This is a genomic window from Pelobacter propionicus DSM 2379, assembly GCF_000015045.1.
Taxonomy (GTDB): domain Bacteria; phylum Desulfobacterota; class Desulfuromonadia; order Geobacterales; family Pseudopelobacteraceae; genus Pseudopelobacter; species Pseudopelobacter propionicus.
Window position 1 is genome coordinate 1506721 of record NC_008609.1, and the last position, 17030, is coordinate 1523750.

Consider the following 17030-nt stretch of genomic DNA (forward strand, 5'->3'; position numbering starts at 1 on the left):
CCCATACCCGTGTCCTGGCGCTCCATTGGCATATTCGATTCAGGGGTCGGCGGCCTGACGGTCCTGCGTGAGATCATCAAGGCCATGCCCCAGGAGGACACCATCTATTTCGGCGATACCGCCCGGGTGCCCTACGGCACCAAATCGCCGGAGACGGTGATCCGCTACGCCCATGAAATCACTTCCTTCCTGGTCAGGCGCGACATAAAGCTGCTGGTTGTGGCCTGCAATACGGTGTCTGCGGTCGCCCTGAACGGACTGAAGCGCCACTTCCCCATCCCGGTGGTGGGGGTGATCGAGCCGGGCGCCAAGCGGGCGGTTGAGGTGAGCCGCAGCGGCCGCATCGGCGTCATCGGCACTGCCGGCACCATCAAGAGCAGCGCCTACAGCCGCGCCATCAAACGACTCAATGCCCAGGCCGAGGTGCTGACCCGCGCCTGTCCGCTCTTCGTGCCGCTGGCCGAGGAAGGGTGGATCGACAACCAGGTGGCGCGCCTGACGGCCCAGAGCTACCTCCAGGATCTCAAGGAGGCCGGCGTGGACACCCTGGTGCTCGGCTGCACCCACTACCCGCTGCTGAAGCCGCTTATCTGCGAGACCATGGGGCCCGATGTCACCCTGGTGGATTCGGCCGAAGAGACCGCCCGCAGCGTGGCCGAGATCCTCTCCCGGAAGAAGCTTCTGCGCCCCCCCTCGGAAAAGGGGAACCACCACTACTTTGTCAGCGACGTCCCGGCCGCCTTCATCAGGGTGGGGAACCGCTTCCTGGGCGGACGTCTGGGCGATGTGTACCAGGTGAATCTTGATGACGAGCGGGAGGAAGGGTAGCCATGGCGCCGGTACGACGCAAGAAGAGTACGATAAACCTGCTGGTCCCCTTCCTGATCATCGCCCTGGTGTTCGGTTTCCTGATCTGGAACAAGTACCGCGCCAGCCGCATGCCCAACCCCCGGCCCCATGTGCAGCACCCCTCGGGTAGCCGCAGGGTGGTGCTGTTCTTCGTGGCCGACGGGACCCGTCTTGCCCGGGAGGCCCGGGAGCTGGAGTCGTGCGCGGATACCGCCTCCTGTGTCAGGGAAACCCTGAATGAGCTCTTCAACGGCCCGCTGGGGGAGCTGGACAAGGCTCTGCCTGAGGGGGCCCTGCTGAATAACGTGCGGGTGGAGGGGGATACGGCGCTGGTAGACCTGAGCCGCACCTTCGTGGATGCCATGCCATCGGGCAGTTCGGCCGAGATGATGGCGGTCTACTCCATCGTCAACACGGTCTGCGTCAATTTTCCCGCTATTACCAAGGTGCGGCTGACGGTGGCAGGGGAGGGGAACCTCATCCTGAAACACCTGGACCTGTCCGCACCGCTGACCGCCGACTATGGGCTGGAGGGGCCGCCCTCCGATGCCGCGAAACCATCACATACAGACACCACAGGGGGTACACCATGACACCATTTCTCGAGGCGATCCAGGAGAGGGTGCTGATTCTGGACGGGGCCATGGGTACCATGCTTCAGGAGCGGGGGCTTCGGCCGGGCCAGTCTCCCGAAGAACTCAACCTGACCATGCCCGATGTGGTGGCGTCGGTCCACCGTGAGTATATCGAGGCTGGCGCCGACATCATCATCACCAACAGCTTCGGCGGATCGCGCTTCAAGCTGGCCCACTTTGGGCTGGAAGGGCGCCTGGCCGAGATCAACGCCCGCGCCGTGGAGATTGCCCGTGGCGAGGCGCGGGGCAGGGCCTATGTGGGCGGCTCCATGGGTCCCACCGGTCAGTTCGTGGAGCCCTTGGGTGAGGTTTCCTTCGACCGTATGAAAGAATCCTTCCGTGAGCAGGCCGAGGCGCTGGTCTCGGCCGGGGTCGATCTGATCAGCCTGGAGACCTTCCTGGACATCAAGGAGTGCCGCGCAGCGGTGATCGCCATCCGCGAGGTCTCGCCGACCATCCCGATCATCGCCATGATGACTTTCGATGACAACGGCCGTTCCGTATTGGGAACGCCGCCCGAGGCCGCCGCCATCACCCTGGCCGCTGCTGGCGTCGATATCGTCGGCTCCAACTGCGGGCTGGGGGTGGAGGGGATCCACGACATCCTGGTGCGCATGCGCCGGGTGACCTCCCTGCCGCTCATCTCCCAGGCCAACGCGGGGCTGCCGATCCTGAAAGACGGAATCACCGTCTTCCCCGGAACCCCACGGGAGATGACCGACTACCACGACCGGCTGATCAGCCTGGGGGTGCGGGTGATCGGCGGCTGCTGCGGCACCACGCCGGCACATATCAGGGCCATGAAGGAGGCCCTTGCCGGCCGCCAGCAGGTTTGGCAGGAACCGACTCACCTGGAAGGAATGACCCTGCTCTCCTGCCGGGGCGGGTGGACCGCCGTGGGGCCCGGCCAGAAGACCGCCATCATCGGCGAACGTATCAACCCCACCGGCAAGAAGCTCTACTCCAAGGAACTGCAGGAGGGAAAGGTCTCCTACATCCGCCGCGAGGCCATGGAGCAGGCGCAGTTGGGGGCCACGTTGCTGGACCTGAACGTGGGGGCGCCGGGGATCGACGAGCCGGTTGCCATGGAGCGGGCCGTGTTCTGCGCCAGCGGGGCAGTCGGCGTGCCGCTGGTGCTGGATTCCTCCAGCCCTGCCGCCCTGGAGGCGGGGCTCAAGGCGGCCGACGGCAAGGTGCTGATCAACTCCGTCTCCGGCGAGGCCAAGAGCCTCTCCCGGGTGCTGCCACTGGCCAAGAAGTACGGTGCAGCCCTGATCGGCCTGACCCTGGATGCCAAGGGGATACCGGACAGCGCCGAGGGGAGGCTGGCCATCGCCCGCAGGATCCGCAACGCCGCCCGGCGGCAGGGGATTCCTGACCAGGACATCATCATCGACTGCCTGACCCTGACGGTCAGCGCCGAGCAGAAACGGGCGGCCGAGACCCTGCGCACCATCCGTCTGGTCAAGGAGAAGCTGGGGCTCTCCACGGTGCTGGGGGTCAGCAACATCTCTTTTGGCCTGCCCCAGCGGCCGCTGATCTCGTCCTCGTTCTTCTCCATGGCCATGGCCGCCGGTCTGGATGCGGCCATCATCAACCCAAGGGAAAAGGCCATGATGGATGCCTGGCGTTCGGCCATGGTGCTGCTCAACCGCGACCCACGGGCCGAAGCATTCATCCAGACCTATCGGGACGAACAGGCGGTTGCCACGCCCGCCGCCCCTGTTTCGGACGCGCCCCAGGAGATCCGGCAGCGGCTGGGCCAGGCGGTGATCAACGGCGACAGGGACGGCATCATCGGGCTGGTGGAAGAGGCTCTGGCCCAGGGGCTGGCCCCGCTGCAGATCAGCAACGAAGGATTCCTCCCCGGCCTGGAGGAGGTGGGGCGGCGTTTCGAGAAGAACATCTTCTTCCTCCCCCAGGTGATGCAGTCGGCCGATACCATGCACGCCGGTTTCGCCCGCCTCAAGGAGGAGATGAAGGGGCAGCCTCTGGAGAGCCGCGGCCGAATCCTGATGGCCACCGTGGAGGGGGACATCCACGATATCGGCAAGAACATCGTCTGCACCCTGCTGGAGAATCACGGCTTTGAGGTGTTCGACATCGGCAAGAACGTGTCTGCCGCCACCATCGTCGCCAAGGCCAGGGAGTTCGGGGTGGATGCTGTGGGTCTCTCGGCGCTGATGACCACCACCATGGCCGAGATGGACACGGTCCTCAAGAAGCTCAAGGCGGTGGGGATCAAGGCATTCACCATGATCGGCGGAGCTGTGGTGACCCAGGAGTACGCCGACCGCATCGGCGCCGATATCTACGCCCGTGACGCCATGGAGGCGGTGGCCAAGGTCAAGAAACTGCTCCAGATAGCCGATTAGCTCTCTGTTGCCTGCCGGGAAGGTTTTTTCCCGCTTACCAGGTTCCTGCTGCGCTACAGTAAACAAACAACGGTGACTCGTACCTGGTCTCCAGTCGCCAGTTCAACGGACAACGACATGGTTCTCGGATTCAATCACAACATCATGTACAGGGGAGAGGTCTTCCACGTCCAGACCGAGGACAGCGGTGTGGAGATCCCCAACATCGTCACCCTGCTCTACAAGGGAGGGGTGATTCTCTGCTCAATGAAGACCAGCTATGCCGACATCCTCAAGATGGAAAACCTGGAGGATGTGGTGGAAGAGCTGATGAAGGAGCAGCACAAGGCGGTGATGCGTCGGCTCAAGTCGGGGGAGTTCGACGAACGCGCCTTTCCCGTGGAACCGGACTCCGGCGGGGAGCCTGCGGCGGAAGAGTTCTCGCCTCTGGCCGCTCCCGATTCCCCAACGTCCGAGGAGCCCTCAGCGCCCGTGGGGGGCGCTGAACAATCTTCCGACGGGGCTGCCGGGGGAAAAGGGGGCACGATAGGCGCGAGCAGGAGCCTGAACGATGAGATTCTCCGCTTCTTCGGCATCCTTGAAACCTAGGTTGGATAACGGCGGTTTCACCTATCTGTTGGCACTGATGATCGTCGTGATCATGGGGATCATGCTGGGGGCCGCAGGGCAGTCCTGGAAGACCATTATGCAGCGGGAACGGGAGGAGGAACTGCTCTTCCGCGGCAGCCAGATCAAGGATGCCATTACCCGCTGGTACACCCCCCAGGGCAAACAGCCCGCTGCCACGCCGCTCAGGGACCTGCGGGACCTGCTGCGCGACCCCCGCTCGGCGACTCCCTTGCGCTATCTGCGCCGTCTCTACAGCGACCCCATCACCGGTAAGGAGTGGACGATCATCAGCGATGCCAACAAGGGGATCATCGGCGTGGCCAGCAGCAGCCCGCTCACGCCACTCAAGGTGGACAACTTCCCCGACGACCTCAAAGACTTCGCCGGAAAGCAGCAGTACAGCGACTGGAAATTCATGTATGTGAAAAAATAGCCGCGTTCACTCCCCCTGGCGCAGGTAGTCAGGCTTGAGAAGCGCAAACGGCCGGCCCGGATTGTTCCGGGCCGGCCGTTTGCGTTTTCATGGGCTGGGCGGGTGCGCTACTTCAGGTACGTCTCGATCTTGGAGGTTTTGCGCGCATCGTCCAGATAGGCGGTGATCGCCGAATTTACCTTCTGATTTTTCAGGTAGTCGACGATACGTGCCTTGGCGTCGGCGTAGGAAACGGTCTCGGCGTTCTTGTGGCCCATCTGCTTGATGATGTGGTATCCGAACTGGGTTTCCACCACGTCGCTGACCTCACCCTGCTTGAGGCTGAAGGCTGCCTGCTCGAAGGGGGGGACCATCTGCCCTCTGGGGAAGAAGCCCAGATCCCCTCCCTGCTGGCTGCTGGGGCAGGTGGAATTCTCCCGTGCCAGGGTGGCGAAGTCCGCCCCTCCCGCCAGTTCCTTGCGCAGCTTTTCCGCCTTCTCCCGTGCCTTCTTCCTGATCTCGGGATCGGCCTTGGGGTCCACGCCGATCAGGATGTGGCTGGCCCTGACCGACTCGCTCTGCTTGAATTTGTCCTGGTTCTCGTCGTAGAACTTCCTGCTCTCCTCGTCGCTGACCGTCACCTTGGAAGCAAAGGTCTGCTGGACGAAATTGGCGATGACGGCGTCGCGGCGCGTGTATTCGCGCAGGTCGCTCTCGTTCATGCCCAGTCCGGCGATGGCCTTCTGGAACTCCTCGGTCGTGGCGAACCTGGCCTTGCCCTGGCTCATCTTGGCCTCAACCTGTTTGTCGATATCCTTGGTGTCCAACTTCTCGCCCGCCTGGTAGAGCAGTTCGGCCGAGGTCAGTTGGTTGAGCGCCATTTTGTCGAACTCCTTCTGGTGCTCGCTGGGGATCTGCTGGTTCGGCCGGCCGGCAAGGAGCGCCTTCTTGACCCGTTCCAGTTCACGGGCATAGACCGGTTTCCCATTCACCCGCGCCACCACGTCTTTCTGTTGTTGCGCGCTGGCTGCGGGAGTCTTTGCCGGCTTGGCGTCGGCTGCCGATGATGGGGTGCTGAAACCGAAAAGCGCCGCCATCAGGGCGAGACGCAGGGCGATTGTTCGTCTGTTCATGGAGATCTCCTTTGGGGAAAGAATAGGGGAGCTATAGCACACTTTTGCGGGCATGCAAAGGGAAAGGGGCGCCGAAGCCACTCAGGGCGTTTCCCCCAGTATGCGGCCGGCTTCGGCCGTGTACGCTCCGTCCTGGCGACGTACCAGCAGCGGCGGGAGCACCATGGTTGTCCCCTTGCGCCCCTTGGCCAGCTCGGCCAGAAATATCCTGGCCGGCGAGCCCTGGTCGGGGTGGACCATGCGCAGTCGCAGCAGTGACAGGTTGAGCCCCGCTGCCACATGGATGAACTCGGCCAGCCGCTCGGGGAGATGGACGAACCAGATCCTGCCCCCCGGCTTGACCAGGTATTTGGCCGTTGCCAGAAAATCGGACAAGCCGGCGCTTGACTCGTGGCGCGCCGTGTCCCGGCCGGCCCGGGGACTGATCCTGCCGCTCTGGGGGGTGCGGAAGGGGGGGTTGGCGGTGACTCCGTCGAAGCTGGAGACCGGGTAGTGACGCCGCAGCTCCAGGATATCCCGCTCAACAAACGCCGCCCGCTGCTCCAGCCCGTTACGCCGGGCGTTTTCCGCGGCAAGCCGGGCCATGGAACCGTTGCTCTCGAATCCCACCGCCGTTGCCGACCCGAAGCGGCGGCAGAGGAGCAGCGGGATCACGCCGCAGCCGGTTCCCAGGTCGGCCAGGCGGGCATCATCGGCGCAGGCGACGAAATCCGCCAGAAGCAGCGCATCCAGGGAGAAACGGTACCCCTGGCGCGGCTGGGCGATAGCCAGGTCGAAGCGCCGCAGCGAGTCCAGCGTCAGCTCATCACTACTCGCTGGTGACTGGTGATCGGTGACTGGTATCAGGTGGTCTGTGACCAGGCGCGGCGTTTTCTTCTCACTCCTCACTGTCCGCTCCTCACTGTCCGCTGTTCACTGCCGTTCTCCTGTGCATCAGCCACTCCCGTCCCAGCATACCGGCGAAGAACGCGAAGGAGGCCAGGGTCAGCCATTTGCCGATCCTGAAGGGGAGCGGGTCGAAGACAAACTCAACCCTATGCCTTCCCGGCGTCAGGTAGACCCCGCGCAGGACGTGGTTGACCGGATGGATAGTGGCGGTTTGACCATCCACCCGCACCCGCCATCCATGGAAGTACTTTTCACCCAGTACCAGCAGGCTGTTCACGTGGGAGATCGCCATGAGCTCGATCCGTTCCCTCCCGTACTGGTTGATGGCGACCGTTCCGGGAGGGGATGGGGGCGTTTGGACTGTCGTGGCCAGGGGGATGGGGGGCGGGCTCTCCACCAGGGCGGTGGCCGTGGGATCGAAGCCGGGATCCTGGAGCATGCGCAGGGTCTGCTCTCCCTCCCGGACAACCCGTGCCGTGGAAACCAGCCACGCCTTGGGAAGCACGTCCCGGTTTTCCAGCACCAGCTCCCGGTGGTCGGGAGACAGGAATACCGGCTGGAATTTGCGGGGGATGCGTTTCTTTTCGCGGGCGTACTGTCCGGCATCCAGCACCAGGTACCTGAGGTTCATCTGGTCCGGCATGGACGAGTTCAGGGTGAAGGCATCCAGGTACTCCTGCCAGCGCACCTGCTGGACCGGGTTGGAGGTATACAGGACCGGAATCCCGTTGCTGGCGTAGAGCATCGGGTCGTCGTTGTTCATGGGCAGGGTCCGGTACTCCCCTGGCGAGCGGCTGAGGAAGTCGATCACCGCCGTGCGGCTGTTACTGCTCTTCTCCGGGACATCCACCAGGAACAGGAATTTGTCGTTGATCCTGGTCACGTCTCCCAGGAAGAGCAGCAGCAGCGCGCAGGGGAGCAGTCGGGAGGAAAGCCAGCCCCGTGTCAGGGCGTACAGGCTGGCAACGCAGGTGGATGCCAGCGCCGCGGCAATGGCGGTTTCCATCACCAGGTTATTCCAGCGCTGCATGACCAGCTGGGGCCCCTGTTCGTAACGGGTCGGTTGGGCCAAAAGGGGAGAGATGGTGGAGAGCCAGAACTCCCTGCCCACCGCTTCGATGGCCAGCAGCAGGAACAGTGACAGGGCAAGCCCCCCCGCCCCCAGCAGATAGCGTTGGAAGGCGATGCTCCGCCGCACCCGTTCCTCCCGCAGCAGGTCCACTCCCCTGGCGGCAAGCAGTGCCAGGCCCATGACCGGGATGAACATGATCATCTTGGGAACCCGGAAGCGGTTGATGCCGGGGAAGATGTCGAACAGCAGGTTGTAGAAGGGGGTGTACTTGCCCATGGCAAACAGCACCCCTCCCCCAATGGCCAGGAGCGCAAGCCAGGTGTAGCGATCGCGGCGGAACAGGAGCGGCAGCGGCAGCAGCAGCCAGGGTATGAGCCCCATGTAGCTTGCGGTCTGGGTAAACACCATGCGGCCCCAGTAGTAACTGCGGATGGAGGCGGGGTTCGGGCCTGCCTCCTGGCGGGAGAGGCCGAAGAAGCCGGGGATGACGAAGCCGGCCAGCTCTTCCGGCGGCAGAGACCAGGACATGGCCTCATCCCGCTCTAGTCCCCCCTTGCCCTGGTTCGCGCCGCTCTGGACGCCGCGGTTGGTGTCCTTGGACCAGTCCGCCAGCGGGAGCAGGGAGATGGATACGCTGGTCAGGAAGAACAGCAGCACCACCAGGTTACATGCCAGCAGGCGGAGCAACGGGAAAGGTGGCTTCCCCTCTGTGGCGCACAGGATGCCCAGGGAGCGGAGCAGGCCGTACAGCCCCAGGCAGAGACAGGTGTAGAAGGCGATCTGCCAGTGGGTGTTGAAGAACTGAAAGGCCAGGGTCAGGCCACAGCCCATGAAGAAGATCAGGCGACGGCTCTGGAAACCCCGCTCCAGCAGGTAGAATGCCCAGGGAGCGAAACTGATCGTGGCGATCTTCATCACATGGCCGGCGTTGATCAGCGAGACGTTTTCCGGCGCCAGGGCGAAGATGGCGCCACCCAGGAGGGCTCCCCAGGCACTGCACCCCACCAGGCGGCAGCAGAAGAAGACTCCCGCGCCCCCCAGAAACAGGTGCAGCACCATGAACCAGGCAACGCTTGCCGGGGGAGGGATGAAATGCAGGATCAGCCGCTGGTACAGCAGAAACTGCTGGGAGACCATGCCGCCGTTGGTGGTGTGGCCGCTGTTGATCAGCGGATTCCAGTCGGCTGTCAGGTTGAAGCGGAAGAGATCGGCCAGGCCCATGTCGGCGTAGCTCTTCAGCCACCAGTAGGATTCGTTGAGGATGTCCGGCGCGCGGACGATTCTGTCGGTGAAGAGGATCCGCGAAAAGAGCAGGATCATCAATCCCAGCAGTGCTGTCAGACAGAGCAGGTTTTTCCTGCGTTCGGTCATGGAGATCTCCGTGGGTGTGTTTGGGGACGGCCGGGGGAATTCCGGCGTCAACGTTTGTGAACTAGGCAGCGCAGCAGCTGCTCCAGCGGCTCGGCCAGTCTGCTCCAGCTGAACTGCATCTGCAGATGGGCGTACTGCTCATCCGCCAGGTTCCGGCGCAGGCAGGGCTCCTCCAACAGTCGCACGACCTGTGCCGCCATGCGCCGCCACTCCCCCGGGGAGCAGAGCGTGTCGCGGCTTTCGGGCAGGTACTCGCACAGCTGGCCGACCCGGTCGCCTACCACCGCCACCCCGGCATTAACCAGCTCGGTCAGCTTGGCCGGGCACTTGGTGCGGTTGATCAGGGTGTCGTCGAACAGGTAGGGGGCCACGTCTCCGGCGGCCAGGAGGTCGGCCAGGTTTTCCGGTTCGACCCAACCGGCCATGACCAGGGCCTGGTCAAAGCCCCGCTGCCGGGCGGCCCGGAGCAGCAGCTCTTCCTCCCCATCTCTGCCTGCGCCCACCACCAGGAAGCGCACCCCCGCCACCCTGGCGTGGATCTCGGCGAACAGGTCGTGCAGCCGCTGCTGTTGAAACTCGAAGAAACGGCTGTAGAGCAGCACCAGCGGCGCATCGGCCGGGATGCCGAACCGCTGCCGTGTTAACGCTCCATCGCCGCGCCGGCCGGGCGTGACGCCATTGGGGAGGTAGAGCACGGTCTGCCTCCCCCCGGTCATGTCGGTCACCCGGCGCTGCAGCTCCCGACTGGCAACGGTGACGGCATCGGCCCGGCGCAGCAGCCACTGCTCCTGGATCTGGAACACCAGGCGTTGGGCAGGGGAGTAGGGGAGCAGGTCGTTCATGCCGCCCTTGCCCTCCCAGTCGTCGCTGTCCACGAGAAGCGGCGGGAGGTCGGGCCGCAGGCGGCGCATCAGGGCCAGGTACATGGCTGCCAGCCCGCCGTACCCCTTGGGCTTGAAGAGCTGGATCAGGTCGGGTTGCTCAGCCATGGCGGCCCGGTACATGCGCAGGCTGAGCAGCAGGGTAGTCGCGGCGGGGGGCGCCTCCAAGGGGATGTTCCTCAGCCTGATCCCCTGGACCGTTTCCTCTTTCCCCGCGTCTTCGGGGTTGGTGTAGGGGGGGGCGATGATCATTACTTCGTGGCCGGCTTTTTTCAGGGCCATTGCCAACGGAAGCATGCGTGCCAGAAGGGTTCCCTTGGGGCGGATGCCGAAGGGGGCCAGGAATACGATCTTCATGGCTCAGCGTCCCCCACTTCGTTTGATGCGCCGATAGATTCCGCTCCCTGCCATGCGGTAATAGATCTCCAGCAGGGGCTGTGGCGTACGGGAAAGGAGGCCGAAGAAGTCAGGGTGTTTATGCATCAGCTGTCGGTGCAGGTTTGCCTTCAGCACGGGATCCATGGAGCTGGCCATGGAGCTTTCGCTCTTGCGGTAGTGGAATCCGACGTATGGCAGGCAGTGCACGGTGAGCCCCAGCTCCAGGAGCGCCAGCCAGAAGTCCCAGTCCTCCCACCCCCGTTGCAGGTTTTCGTCGTACCCCCCCACCCTCTGCCAGTCGCTCTTCTGGTAGAGCGCGGAACAGAAGATCACATTACCCAGCCCCATGCGGAGCCTGCTGAAAGGGGGGAGCCGCCAGGTCCCCTGCTCGGCCCCGAACTTTTCGGCCCGGCAGTAGACGATGCCGCACAGCGGGTCGGATTCAAATGCAGCTAGGGCCTGCCTGATGTAATCCGGAGCGATGCGGTCGTCGCAGTCCAGGGGGAGGATGTAGCGTCCATGTGCCGCATTGATGCCGCTGTTACGAGCCGCGGCCAGGCCGCCGTTTTTACGCCGCAGCAGTCTGGTGGCCGTTCGATTCAGGGCGTCCAGGACCTCCCGGGTCGCCGGATCACTGGAGCCGTCATCTACCACGATGATTTCCAGGTCGCTGAAGGTCTGCCCCAGCACCGAGTCAATCGCCTCGTGCAGGTACTGTCCCTGGTTGTAGCAGGGTATGATCACGCTGACCTCAGGCATGGGCATCATATCCGCCAGGCGCCAGAATCCGGCGGTATGCTTCACAGAAACGGGCCGATGAAAAATGGGCGGCGGCATACTCATGTGCGGCCTGGGACATCGTTTCAAGCCGCTGTGGATCGGAGCATGCCTGGGCAATGAGTGAACAGGCGCTCTCCACAATCAGCTCCTGGTCATCATGGTTCCCGATCAGCCAGCCGTTTTCTCCATGATGCAGATGTTCCGGGATCCCGCCCACTGCCGTTGAAAGGGGAACCACGCCATGGGCCATGGCCTCCATGATCACCAGGGGGAAACCTTCCCGGCTGGAGGTGAGCAGCAGCAGGTCGGCTGTGGCATAGAGTCTGTCCATTTTTTCCCGGTCATGGATCTCACCGCTAAAGATGCACGATCGGGCCGCCCCTTCGCCCAGCGTCTCCGGGGCAATGTCACCGACCAGGGTAACGCTGACCGCTAGGCCGCGCTGAGAGCAGGCGGCGGCAATGCTGCCCACCAGATGAACTCTCTTTTCTTCGGAGGCGCGACCGACGTACAGAATGCGCAGTTTCCCCTCCCGCTTTCTGCGGGGCGGGGAGGGGGGGACTTCAACGCCGTTCGGTATCAGTACAACCCGCTCCAGCAGATTCGGATCAATCCCCCTGTCGCGGTACTGGGTTGCCAGATCCTCTCTCGTCCGGGAGGTTATCAGGACCCGGGCATCCAGTACAGGCACTGCCGGCAGGCTGAATTCTTCCGTTCCCCCCCCGAAGGCGTGCAGCAGGTCCAGACGCCGCACCCCCTGCCGCAGATGGGGCAGCAGCAGGTAGTAGAACAGGCTGTTGCTGCCAAACACCACCGGACGTTTGTGACGGTTGATCAGGCCGGCCATGATGCCGATGCTGAAGGGATAGCCGTGTTTAAGCAGGAACCAGATGTTGAACAGCCTGGCCCGGGCCGAGAACAGCGGGCGGAAGCGTTGGTTGTCCGAGCGTTTGGTGAAGAAGACCCAGGGGCGTTTGTCGGCTACGCAGCCAATCAGGGCGGCGTGCACCCGCTCTGCCCCCCCCACATGCAGGAAGGGGAAAAAGAAGAACAGGGCAGAACGGTTACGGAACGGCAGCAGCCAGCCCAGCGGCATGGCCAGCCGTACGAGCAGGCGGATGAAGGGCGTGCGGCTGAGTTTGGTGATGAGCATGTCGTCGAGAAGTGGCATGAAGCGTCCGGTTTGCGGCTGTTATCGTGGGGTTTCCAACGCAGCCAGGGCGCTGGCGATGAGCTGGCAGGAGGCGCTGAACATCTGTTCCTGACTGAACAGGCTGACGGCCCGCTGGCGCAGGATCGAGCCGTACTCGTTTCGCAAAGGCGCGTTTTCCAGCAGCAGGCAGATTTTTTCCGCCATGGCGGCATGGTTGCCCACCGGCGCCAGGAATGCCGCTCCCTCCGCTCCCACTGCCTCCAGAATGCCGGGTATGGCGGTGCCCACAACCGGCAGGCCGGCTGCCATGGCCTCCAGAACCGCGTTGGGGATCCCCTCGCTCCGCGAGCTGTAGGCGAACAGGTCCACCGCATGCAGCAGACCGGACACATCTGCCACAGGACCCAGCAGCCTGATGGAATCGGCGAGATTCAGTTCAGCGGCCAGTGCGCGCAAACGCTGGGCGGCGTCGTCAAACCTGCCTGCCAGCAGCAGCACGGGGGAGGCACCGTATCGGGCCTCGGTGACCAGCCGCCAGGCACGCAGCAGTGTCTCGTGATCCTTGTAGCGGCTTAAGTTGGCCACCATGCAGGCAACGGGCGCGTTGTCGGGCAGGCCGAGCTCTGCCCGCCATTGGTCGCGCTGTTGCAGGGGCGCGCTGAGGGTGATGCCGTTGCGGATCAGGTGGACCTTCTGTTCCGGAATACCGTAGGTGTCGACGAGAAAACGTCTGCCGCCCGAGGAGTTGGATATGAAGCAGTGCGGCTGTCGTACGGCCCAGCGATGCAGCGGCAGGCGGTTCATGAGCAACCCCTCGTCCTCCTGACGCCAGACGCTGAGTTTCGCGTTCACCAGCCGCCGGCCGATGGCGGAGACCAGGTTGGGCACGCAGGTGGAGGAGATGAGCACATCGGCCTTCTCGGCCCGCAGGGCGGCGATGGCCTGGGGCAGATAGTACCAGCGGCGGCTGAGCCCCCAGTGGAAGGGGATACCCTTCCAGGGGATCCCCCGCTGATCGCACAAGTGCGACAGCCTGCCGGGTCGCGGGTCCAGGGCCAGGACCTTGACGTCGGCGCCATGGGTGGCGTGGAGGTGATCCGCCAGCAGCAGCCCCTGCTGCTCGGCGCCACCCAGGTCGAAGCTGCCGAACAGAAAGACGATGTTACGTCCCCCCAGGGAAAGCTCCGTCATGATCCGTCCCGTCCCCGCCGGACGTTCTCTTGACTGGCAGGAACTCCGGGATCGTTTTTGACGCCGCTGGCAACGATGAAGGGGGCGAGCCAGGGGAGCCCGCCGGTAATCGGCAGGCGCTTCATGATCATCTGGAAGAGGATGTTCGCTCCCTGGGCCAGGGGGGCCACCAGGCCGTCCAGGCGTCTGAAACGGGGCTGGACGCCCCGGGATACGATGCCCACCGATGCGAGCCCGGCATGGCCCGTGCGTATGCCACTCAGGCCGAGCCTCTGGTAGGTCTGGGCAAGCTCATCCCTGGTGACGACGCGGTGTTTTTTTAGCACCTCCGGCTGGTAGAGCCACATCCCCAGGCCGTGCAGGGAGCGCAGGTTCGGCACGGAGGTGAACAGCACCCCGCCGGGGCGGACGAAGCGCAACAGGCGGGAGAGCACGTTGTTCAGGTCGGCGAAATGCTCCACCACCCCCAGGGAGTAGACCAGGTCAAAGGTTCCGGTCTCCTCGGGGGAAAGAGTGAACAGATCGCGGCAATACACCGTGCCCCGGGTGGACGACTGCCGCAAACGATGGCGGGCAAGCTCGCATCCCCTTTCGGAATAGTCGATTCCGGCTATCTCAAGGCGGTACTCCCTGGCCAGATAGGGGAGCCAGGGGGAGTCGCCGCAGCCGACCTCAAGCGCCGAGGCGGGACGGAAGTGGCGCAGCACCCGGTCCAGCTCGTGACCGAGTACTCGCTCCTCATAGCCCCGCGGACTCCAGTCCGCCCCGTTCGTATCGGACAGGGCCCCGTACACGTCGTCCCAGTATTGTTTTTTCGCCAGGCCTGACTGTTTCATGGATAGTTACCAAAATTTCGGCATCAGGAGTGCGCGGGTCAGCATCCGGCCGGTTCTGAACAGTGATGGATGGAGAAAGGAGATGCCGTGGGCGGCGGCCCAGTAGGAAACTAGCGATGCGACAACCGCCCCCATGCCGCCATAACGTGGGATCAGCAGGACGTTGAGCAACACGTTTGTGATCGCGCCCAGGGTTACCGCCACCAGCAGCACCCGCGACCAGTTCATGGCGAACAGAAAGGCGTTCCTCGCCACGGTGAGATTCGCGAACAGTCCTGCCCAGACCAGCAAAGTAAGCATCGGGCCGGCGGCGGCATATTTCGGGCCGAACAGCAGGTTGATGATAAATCCACCGCAGAAGGTGAGGGGGATTGCGACCATATATCCCATAAAGGCCATGAGGTTGTAAAGCCTCTGCAGTCGCCGGTAAAACTCGTCCTCATCGGACTCCCTTGCCTTGATGATGGTGGGAAAGACCGATGATACGACAGCGGTGGGGATAAAATACCAGATCTCGGCCACACGCACGGCAGCCGCGTAGATTCCCACTTCTCCGTCGCCGGCCATCTGTCCCAGCAGTACCTGATCCACCCTCAGGTAGACCATGAAAACGATTCCGGAAAGGACCAAGGGAAGGCTTTCCGACAGTAGTTGCTTGATCCTGGTCGTCCGTACCCGCCAGCGTGACATGAACTGCCCATCGTGGCGGTAGACAACCATCAGTCCCAGGGCGCCCAGGACTATCTCCAAGGCATTGGCCAGGGCGAAGGCGAAAAGAGGCGCCCTGCCCAGTATGAGCGCCACCTTCACTGCCGTGCTGCAGAGGAACGCGCCGTTCTTGGCAATGACCACGTAGCGGGACTTGACCTCGGACTGGAACCAGAGGTCAATCACGTCGAAGGCCTGAAAGATCAGCATGGAACATGCCAGCGCCACCAGCAGCCGGGTCAGCGGTTCCCCGGGTCTGATGATGACGATGGTGAGCATTGCCAACGCAAAGGAGATACCACCGGAGAGAAGGCGGAGGAAAAAAGTGGTGCCGAGCAGGTCTTCCCGCCCCGTGGGGGTTCGCACCAGCTCCCGGACGATGATGGCTTCCAGCCCCAGGAGCGCCGGAGCGGAAAACAGGGTGGCAAATGAGCCGGCAAAGCTCAGCAGGCCAAACTGGACAGGACCCAGGTATCTGGCCAGCCAGACGCCGACTAGGAGTCCCGCTCCCATTCTGAGCAGCTTGTCGGCAAAGAGCCAGCCGGTGTTGTCGATGGCGCGCTGAAGTTCATGGCGATTCTCAAGCCGTCTGCTGATGAATGACGGCAGGAATCGCATCCAGGTTTTATGCATAGCGCCCCGTCACCGACCGCTCCCGTTCTCCAGGAACCACTGGTATGCTGCCGCGATCCCCTCCTTGAGCCCGGTCCTGTGGCGCCAGCCAAGTGTGTGGATGCGGGAGAGGTCGGCCAGTTTGCGCGGGGTTCCGTCCGGTTTGTCCCGGTCGAAGAGCAGTTCGCCGTCAAAACCGGTGATCTCCTTCACCAGCAGCGCCAGGTCGCGGATGGAAAGTTCCTCCCCCGAGCCGACGTTGATCAGAGCCGGGGCCACCGGGTCGTTCAGCAGCGTATCGAAGCGGTCGTCGTCCAGGTTCATCAGGAACAGACAAGCCTCGGCCAGGTCGTCCACCTGCAGGAATTCGCGTAGTGGGGAGCCGCTCCCCCAGACGGTCACGGTTGAGGCCTCGCTCTCCTTCGCCTCGTGGAACTTGCGGATCAGGGCCGGCAGGACGTGGGATGTCTCCAGGTCGAAGTTGTCGCCCGGGCCATAGAGGTTGTTGGGCATGATGGCCAGGTAGTTCGTGCCGTACTGGCGGTTGTAGGAGCGGCACTGGTAGATGCCGGCGATCTTGGCCACCGCATAGGCGTCGTTGGTCGGCTCCAGGGGGCCGCTCATCAGGTACTCTTCCTTGAGCGGTTGGGGGGCCAGTCGGGGGTAGATGCAGGTGCTGCCCAAAAAGAGCAGCCGTTTTACGCCGTTTTTCCAGGAATTGTGGATGATGTTCTCCTGGATCAGCAGGTTGTTGTGGATGAACTCCGCCGGATAGCTGCTGTTGGCAACGATGCCGCCTACCCTGGCGGCTGTCAGGAAGACGTACTCCGGCCGCTCCTCCGCCAGGAAACGGGCCGTGGTCTGCTGGTCGCGCAGGTCCAGTTCCTTGCTGGTGCGCAGGATGAGGTTCTCATACCCGCTGGCCCGCAGCTGGCGGACGATGGCGGAACCGACCATGCCGCGGTGGCCTGCCACATATATTCTCGCATCCCTGTTCACCGCCACCTCCCTGTGCCGAAAAGCTGTTTTTTGCAACCGGAGCCGTCCGCCATCTGCGCTTGACCCCCGATCAGCCACGCCCCGCAGGCGCCCTGATCCGCCGGATTGGAAACCGGGCCGCCGGACAACCGGGAAACCTAGCATACTT

Annotated in this window: 15 protein-coding genes; 5 read left to right on the forward strand and 10 right to left on the reverse strand. The window is 63.5% G+C overall.

The window, feature by feature from the left end:
- Positions 1–9: 9 nt before the first annotated feature.
- The 5 genes from murI to PPRO_RS07035 all read left to right on the forward strand — a co-directional run bounded on the left by murI (position 10) and on the right by PPRO_RS07035 (position 4901).
- Entirely contained in the window at positions 10–828 is an 819-nt protein-coding gene (murI, locus tag PPRO_RS07015) for a glutamate racemase (RefSeq protein WP_011735320.1), read from the forward strand.
- A 2-nt stretch (positions 829–830) separates the two neighbouring features.
- The gene (locus tag PPRO_RS07020; RefSeq protein WP_011735321.1) at positions 831–1442 is read left to right on the forward strand and encodes a GerMN domain-containing protein; all 612 of its coding nucleotides are present in this window, start codon (positions 831–833) and stop codon (positions 1440–1442) included.
- Positions 1439–3859, forward strand: a complete 2421-nt coding sequence (locus tag PPRO_RS07025; protein ID WP_011735322.1) for a homocysteine S-methyltransferase family protein — start codon at positions 1439–1441, stop codon at positions 3857–3859. Before PPRO_RS07020 ends, PPRO_RS07025 begins: the two co-directional genes overlap by 4 nt.
- Before the next feature lie 117 nt (positions 3860–3976).
- On the forward strand, positions 3977–4447 hold the full coding sequence (locus PPRO_RS21420; RefSeq protein WP_011735323.1) for a hypothetical protein: 471 nt from the start codon (positions 3977–3979) through the stop codon (positions 4445–4447).
- A gap of 1 nt (position 4448) precedes the next feature.
- Complete coding sequence (locus tag PPRO_RS07035; RefSeq protein WP_011735324.1) at positions 4449–4901, forward strand: type II secretion system protein; 453 nt, start codon at positions 4449–4451, stop codon at positions 4899–4901.
- A 107-nt stretch (positions 4902–5008) separates the two neighbouring features.
- Here the strand turns inward: PPRO_RS07035 and PPRO_RS07040 are convergent, their stop codons facing one another.
- From PPRO_RS07040 to PPRO_RS07085, 10 genes are all read right to left on the reverse strand, one after another.
- On the reverse strand, positions 5009–6013 hold the full coding sequence (locus tag PPRO_RS07040; RefSeq protein WP_041532197.1) for a peptidylprolyl isomerase: 1005 nt from the start codon (positions 6011–6013) through the stop codon (positions 5009–5011).
- A gap of 81 nt (positions 6014–6094) precedes the next feature.
- On the reverse strand, positions 6095–6901 hold the full coding sequence (locus PPRO_RS07045; RefSeq protein WP_011735326.1) for a tRNA1(Val) (adenine(37)-N6)-methyltransferase: 807 nt from the start codon (positions 6899–6901) through the stop codon (positions 6095–6097).
- A 10-nt stretch (positions 6902–6911) separates the two neighbouring features.
- Positions 6912–9344 carry a YfhO family protein gene (locus tag PPRO_RS07050; RefSeq protein ID WP_011735327.1) on the reverse strand — a complete coding sequence of 811 codons (2433 nt, stop codon included), beginning with the start codon at positions 9342–9344 and terminating at the stop codon, positions 6912–6914.
- A gap of 47 nt (positions 9345–9391) precedes the next feature.
- Positions 9392–10582, reverse strand: a complete 1191-nt coding sequence (locus tag PPRO_RS07055; protein WP_011735328.1) for a glycosyltransferase family 4 protein — start codon at positions 10580–10582, stop codon at positions 9392–9394.
- 3 nt (positions 10583–10585) lie between these two features.
- Entirely contained in the window at positions 10586–11362 is a 777-nt protein-coding gene (locus PPRO_RS07060) for a glycosyltransferase family 2 protein (protein WP_041532198.1), read from the reverse strand.
- The gene (locus PPRO_RS07065; RefSeq protein ID WP_011735330.1) at positions 11355–12554 is read right to left on the reverse strand and encodes a glycosyltransferase family 4 protein; all 1200 of its coding nucleotides are present in this window, start codon (positions 12552–12554) and stop codon (positions 11355–11357) included. Before PPRO_RS07065 ends, PPRO_RS07060 begins: the two co-directional genes overlap by 8 nt.
- Before the next feature lie 21 nt (positions 12555–12575).
- Positions 12576–13727 carry a glycosyltransferase family 4 protein gene (locus tag PPRO_RS07070; RefSeq protein WP_011735331.1) on the reverse strand — a complete coding sequence of 384 codons (1152 nt, stop codon included), beginning with the start codon at positions 13725–13727 and terminating at the stop codon, positions 12576–12578.
- Positions 13724–14563 carry a class I SAM-dependent methyltransferase gene (locus PPRO_RS07075; protein ID WP_011735332.1) on the reverse strand — a complete coding sequence of 280 codons (840 nt, stop codon included), beginning with the start codon at positions 14561–14563 and terminating at the stop codon, positions 13724–13726. Before PPRO_RS07075 ends, PPRO_RS07070 begins: the two co-directional genes overlap by 4 nt.
- A 6-nt stretch (positions 14564–14569) precedes the next feature.
- Entirely contained in the window at positions 14570–15904 is a 1335-nt protein-coding gene (locus tag PPRO_RS07080) for a flippase (RefSeq protein ID WP_011735333.1), read from the reverse strand.
- A 9-nt stretch (positions 15905–15913) separates the two neighbouring features.
- Entirely contained in the window at positions 15914–16882 is a 969-nt protein-coding gene (locus PPRO_RS07085) for a GDP-L-fucose synthase family protein (RefSeq protein ID WP_011735334.1), read from the reverse strand.
- Between the last annotated feature and the right edge of the window lie 148 nt (positions 16883–17030).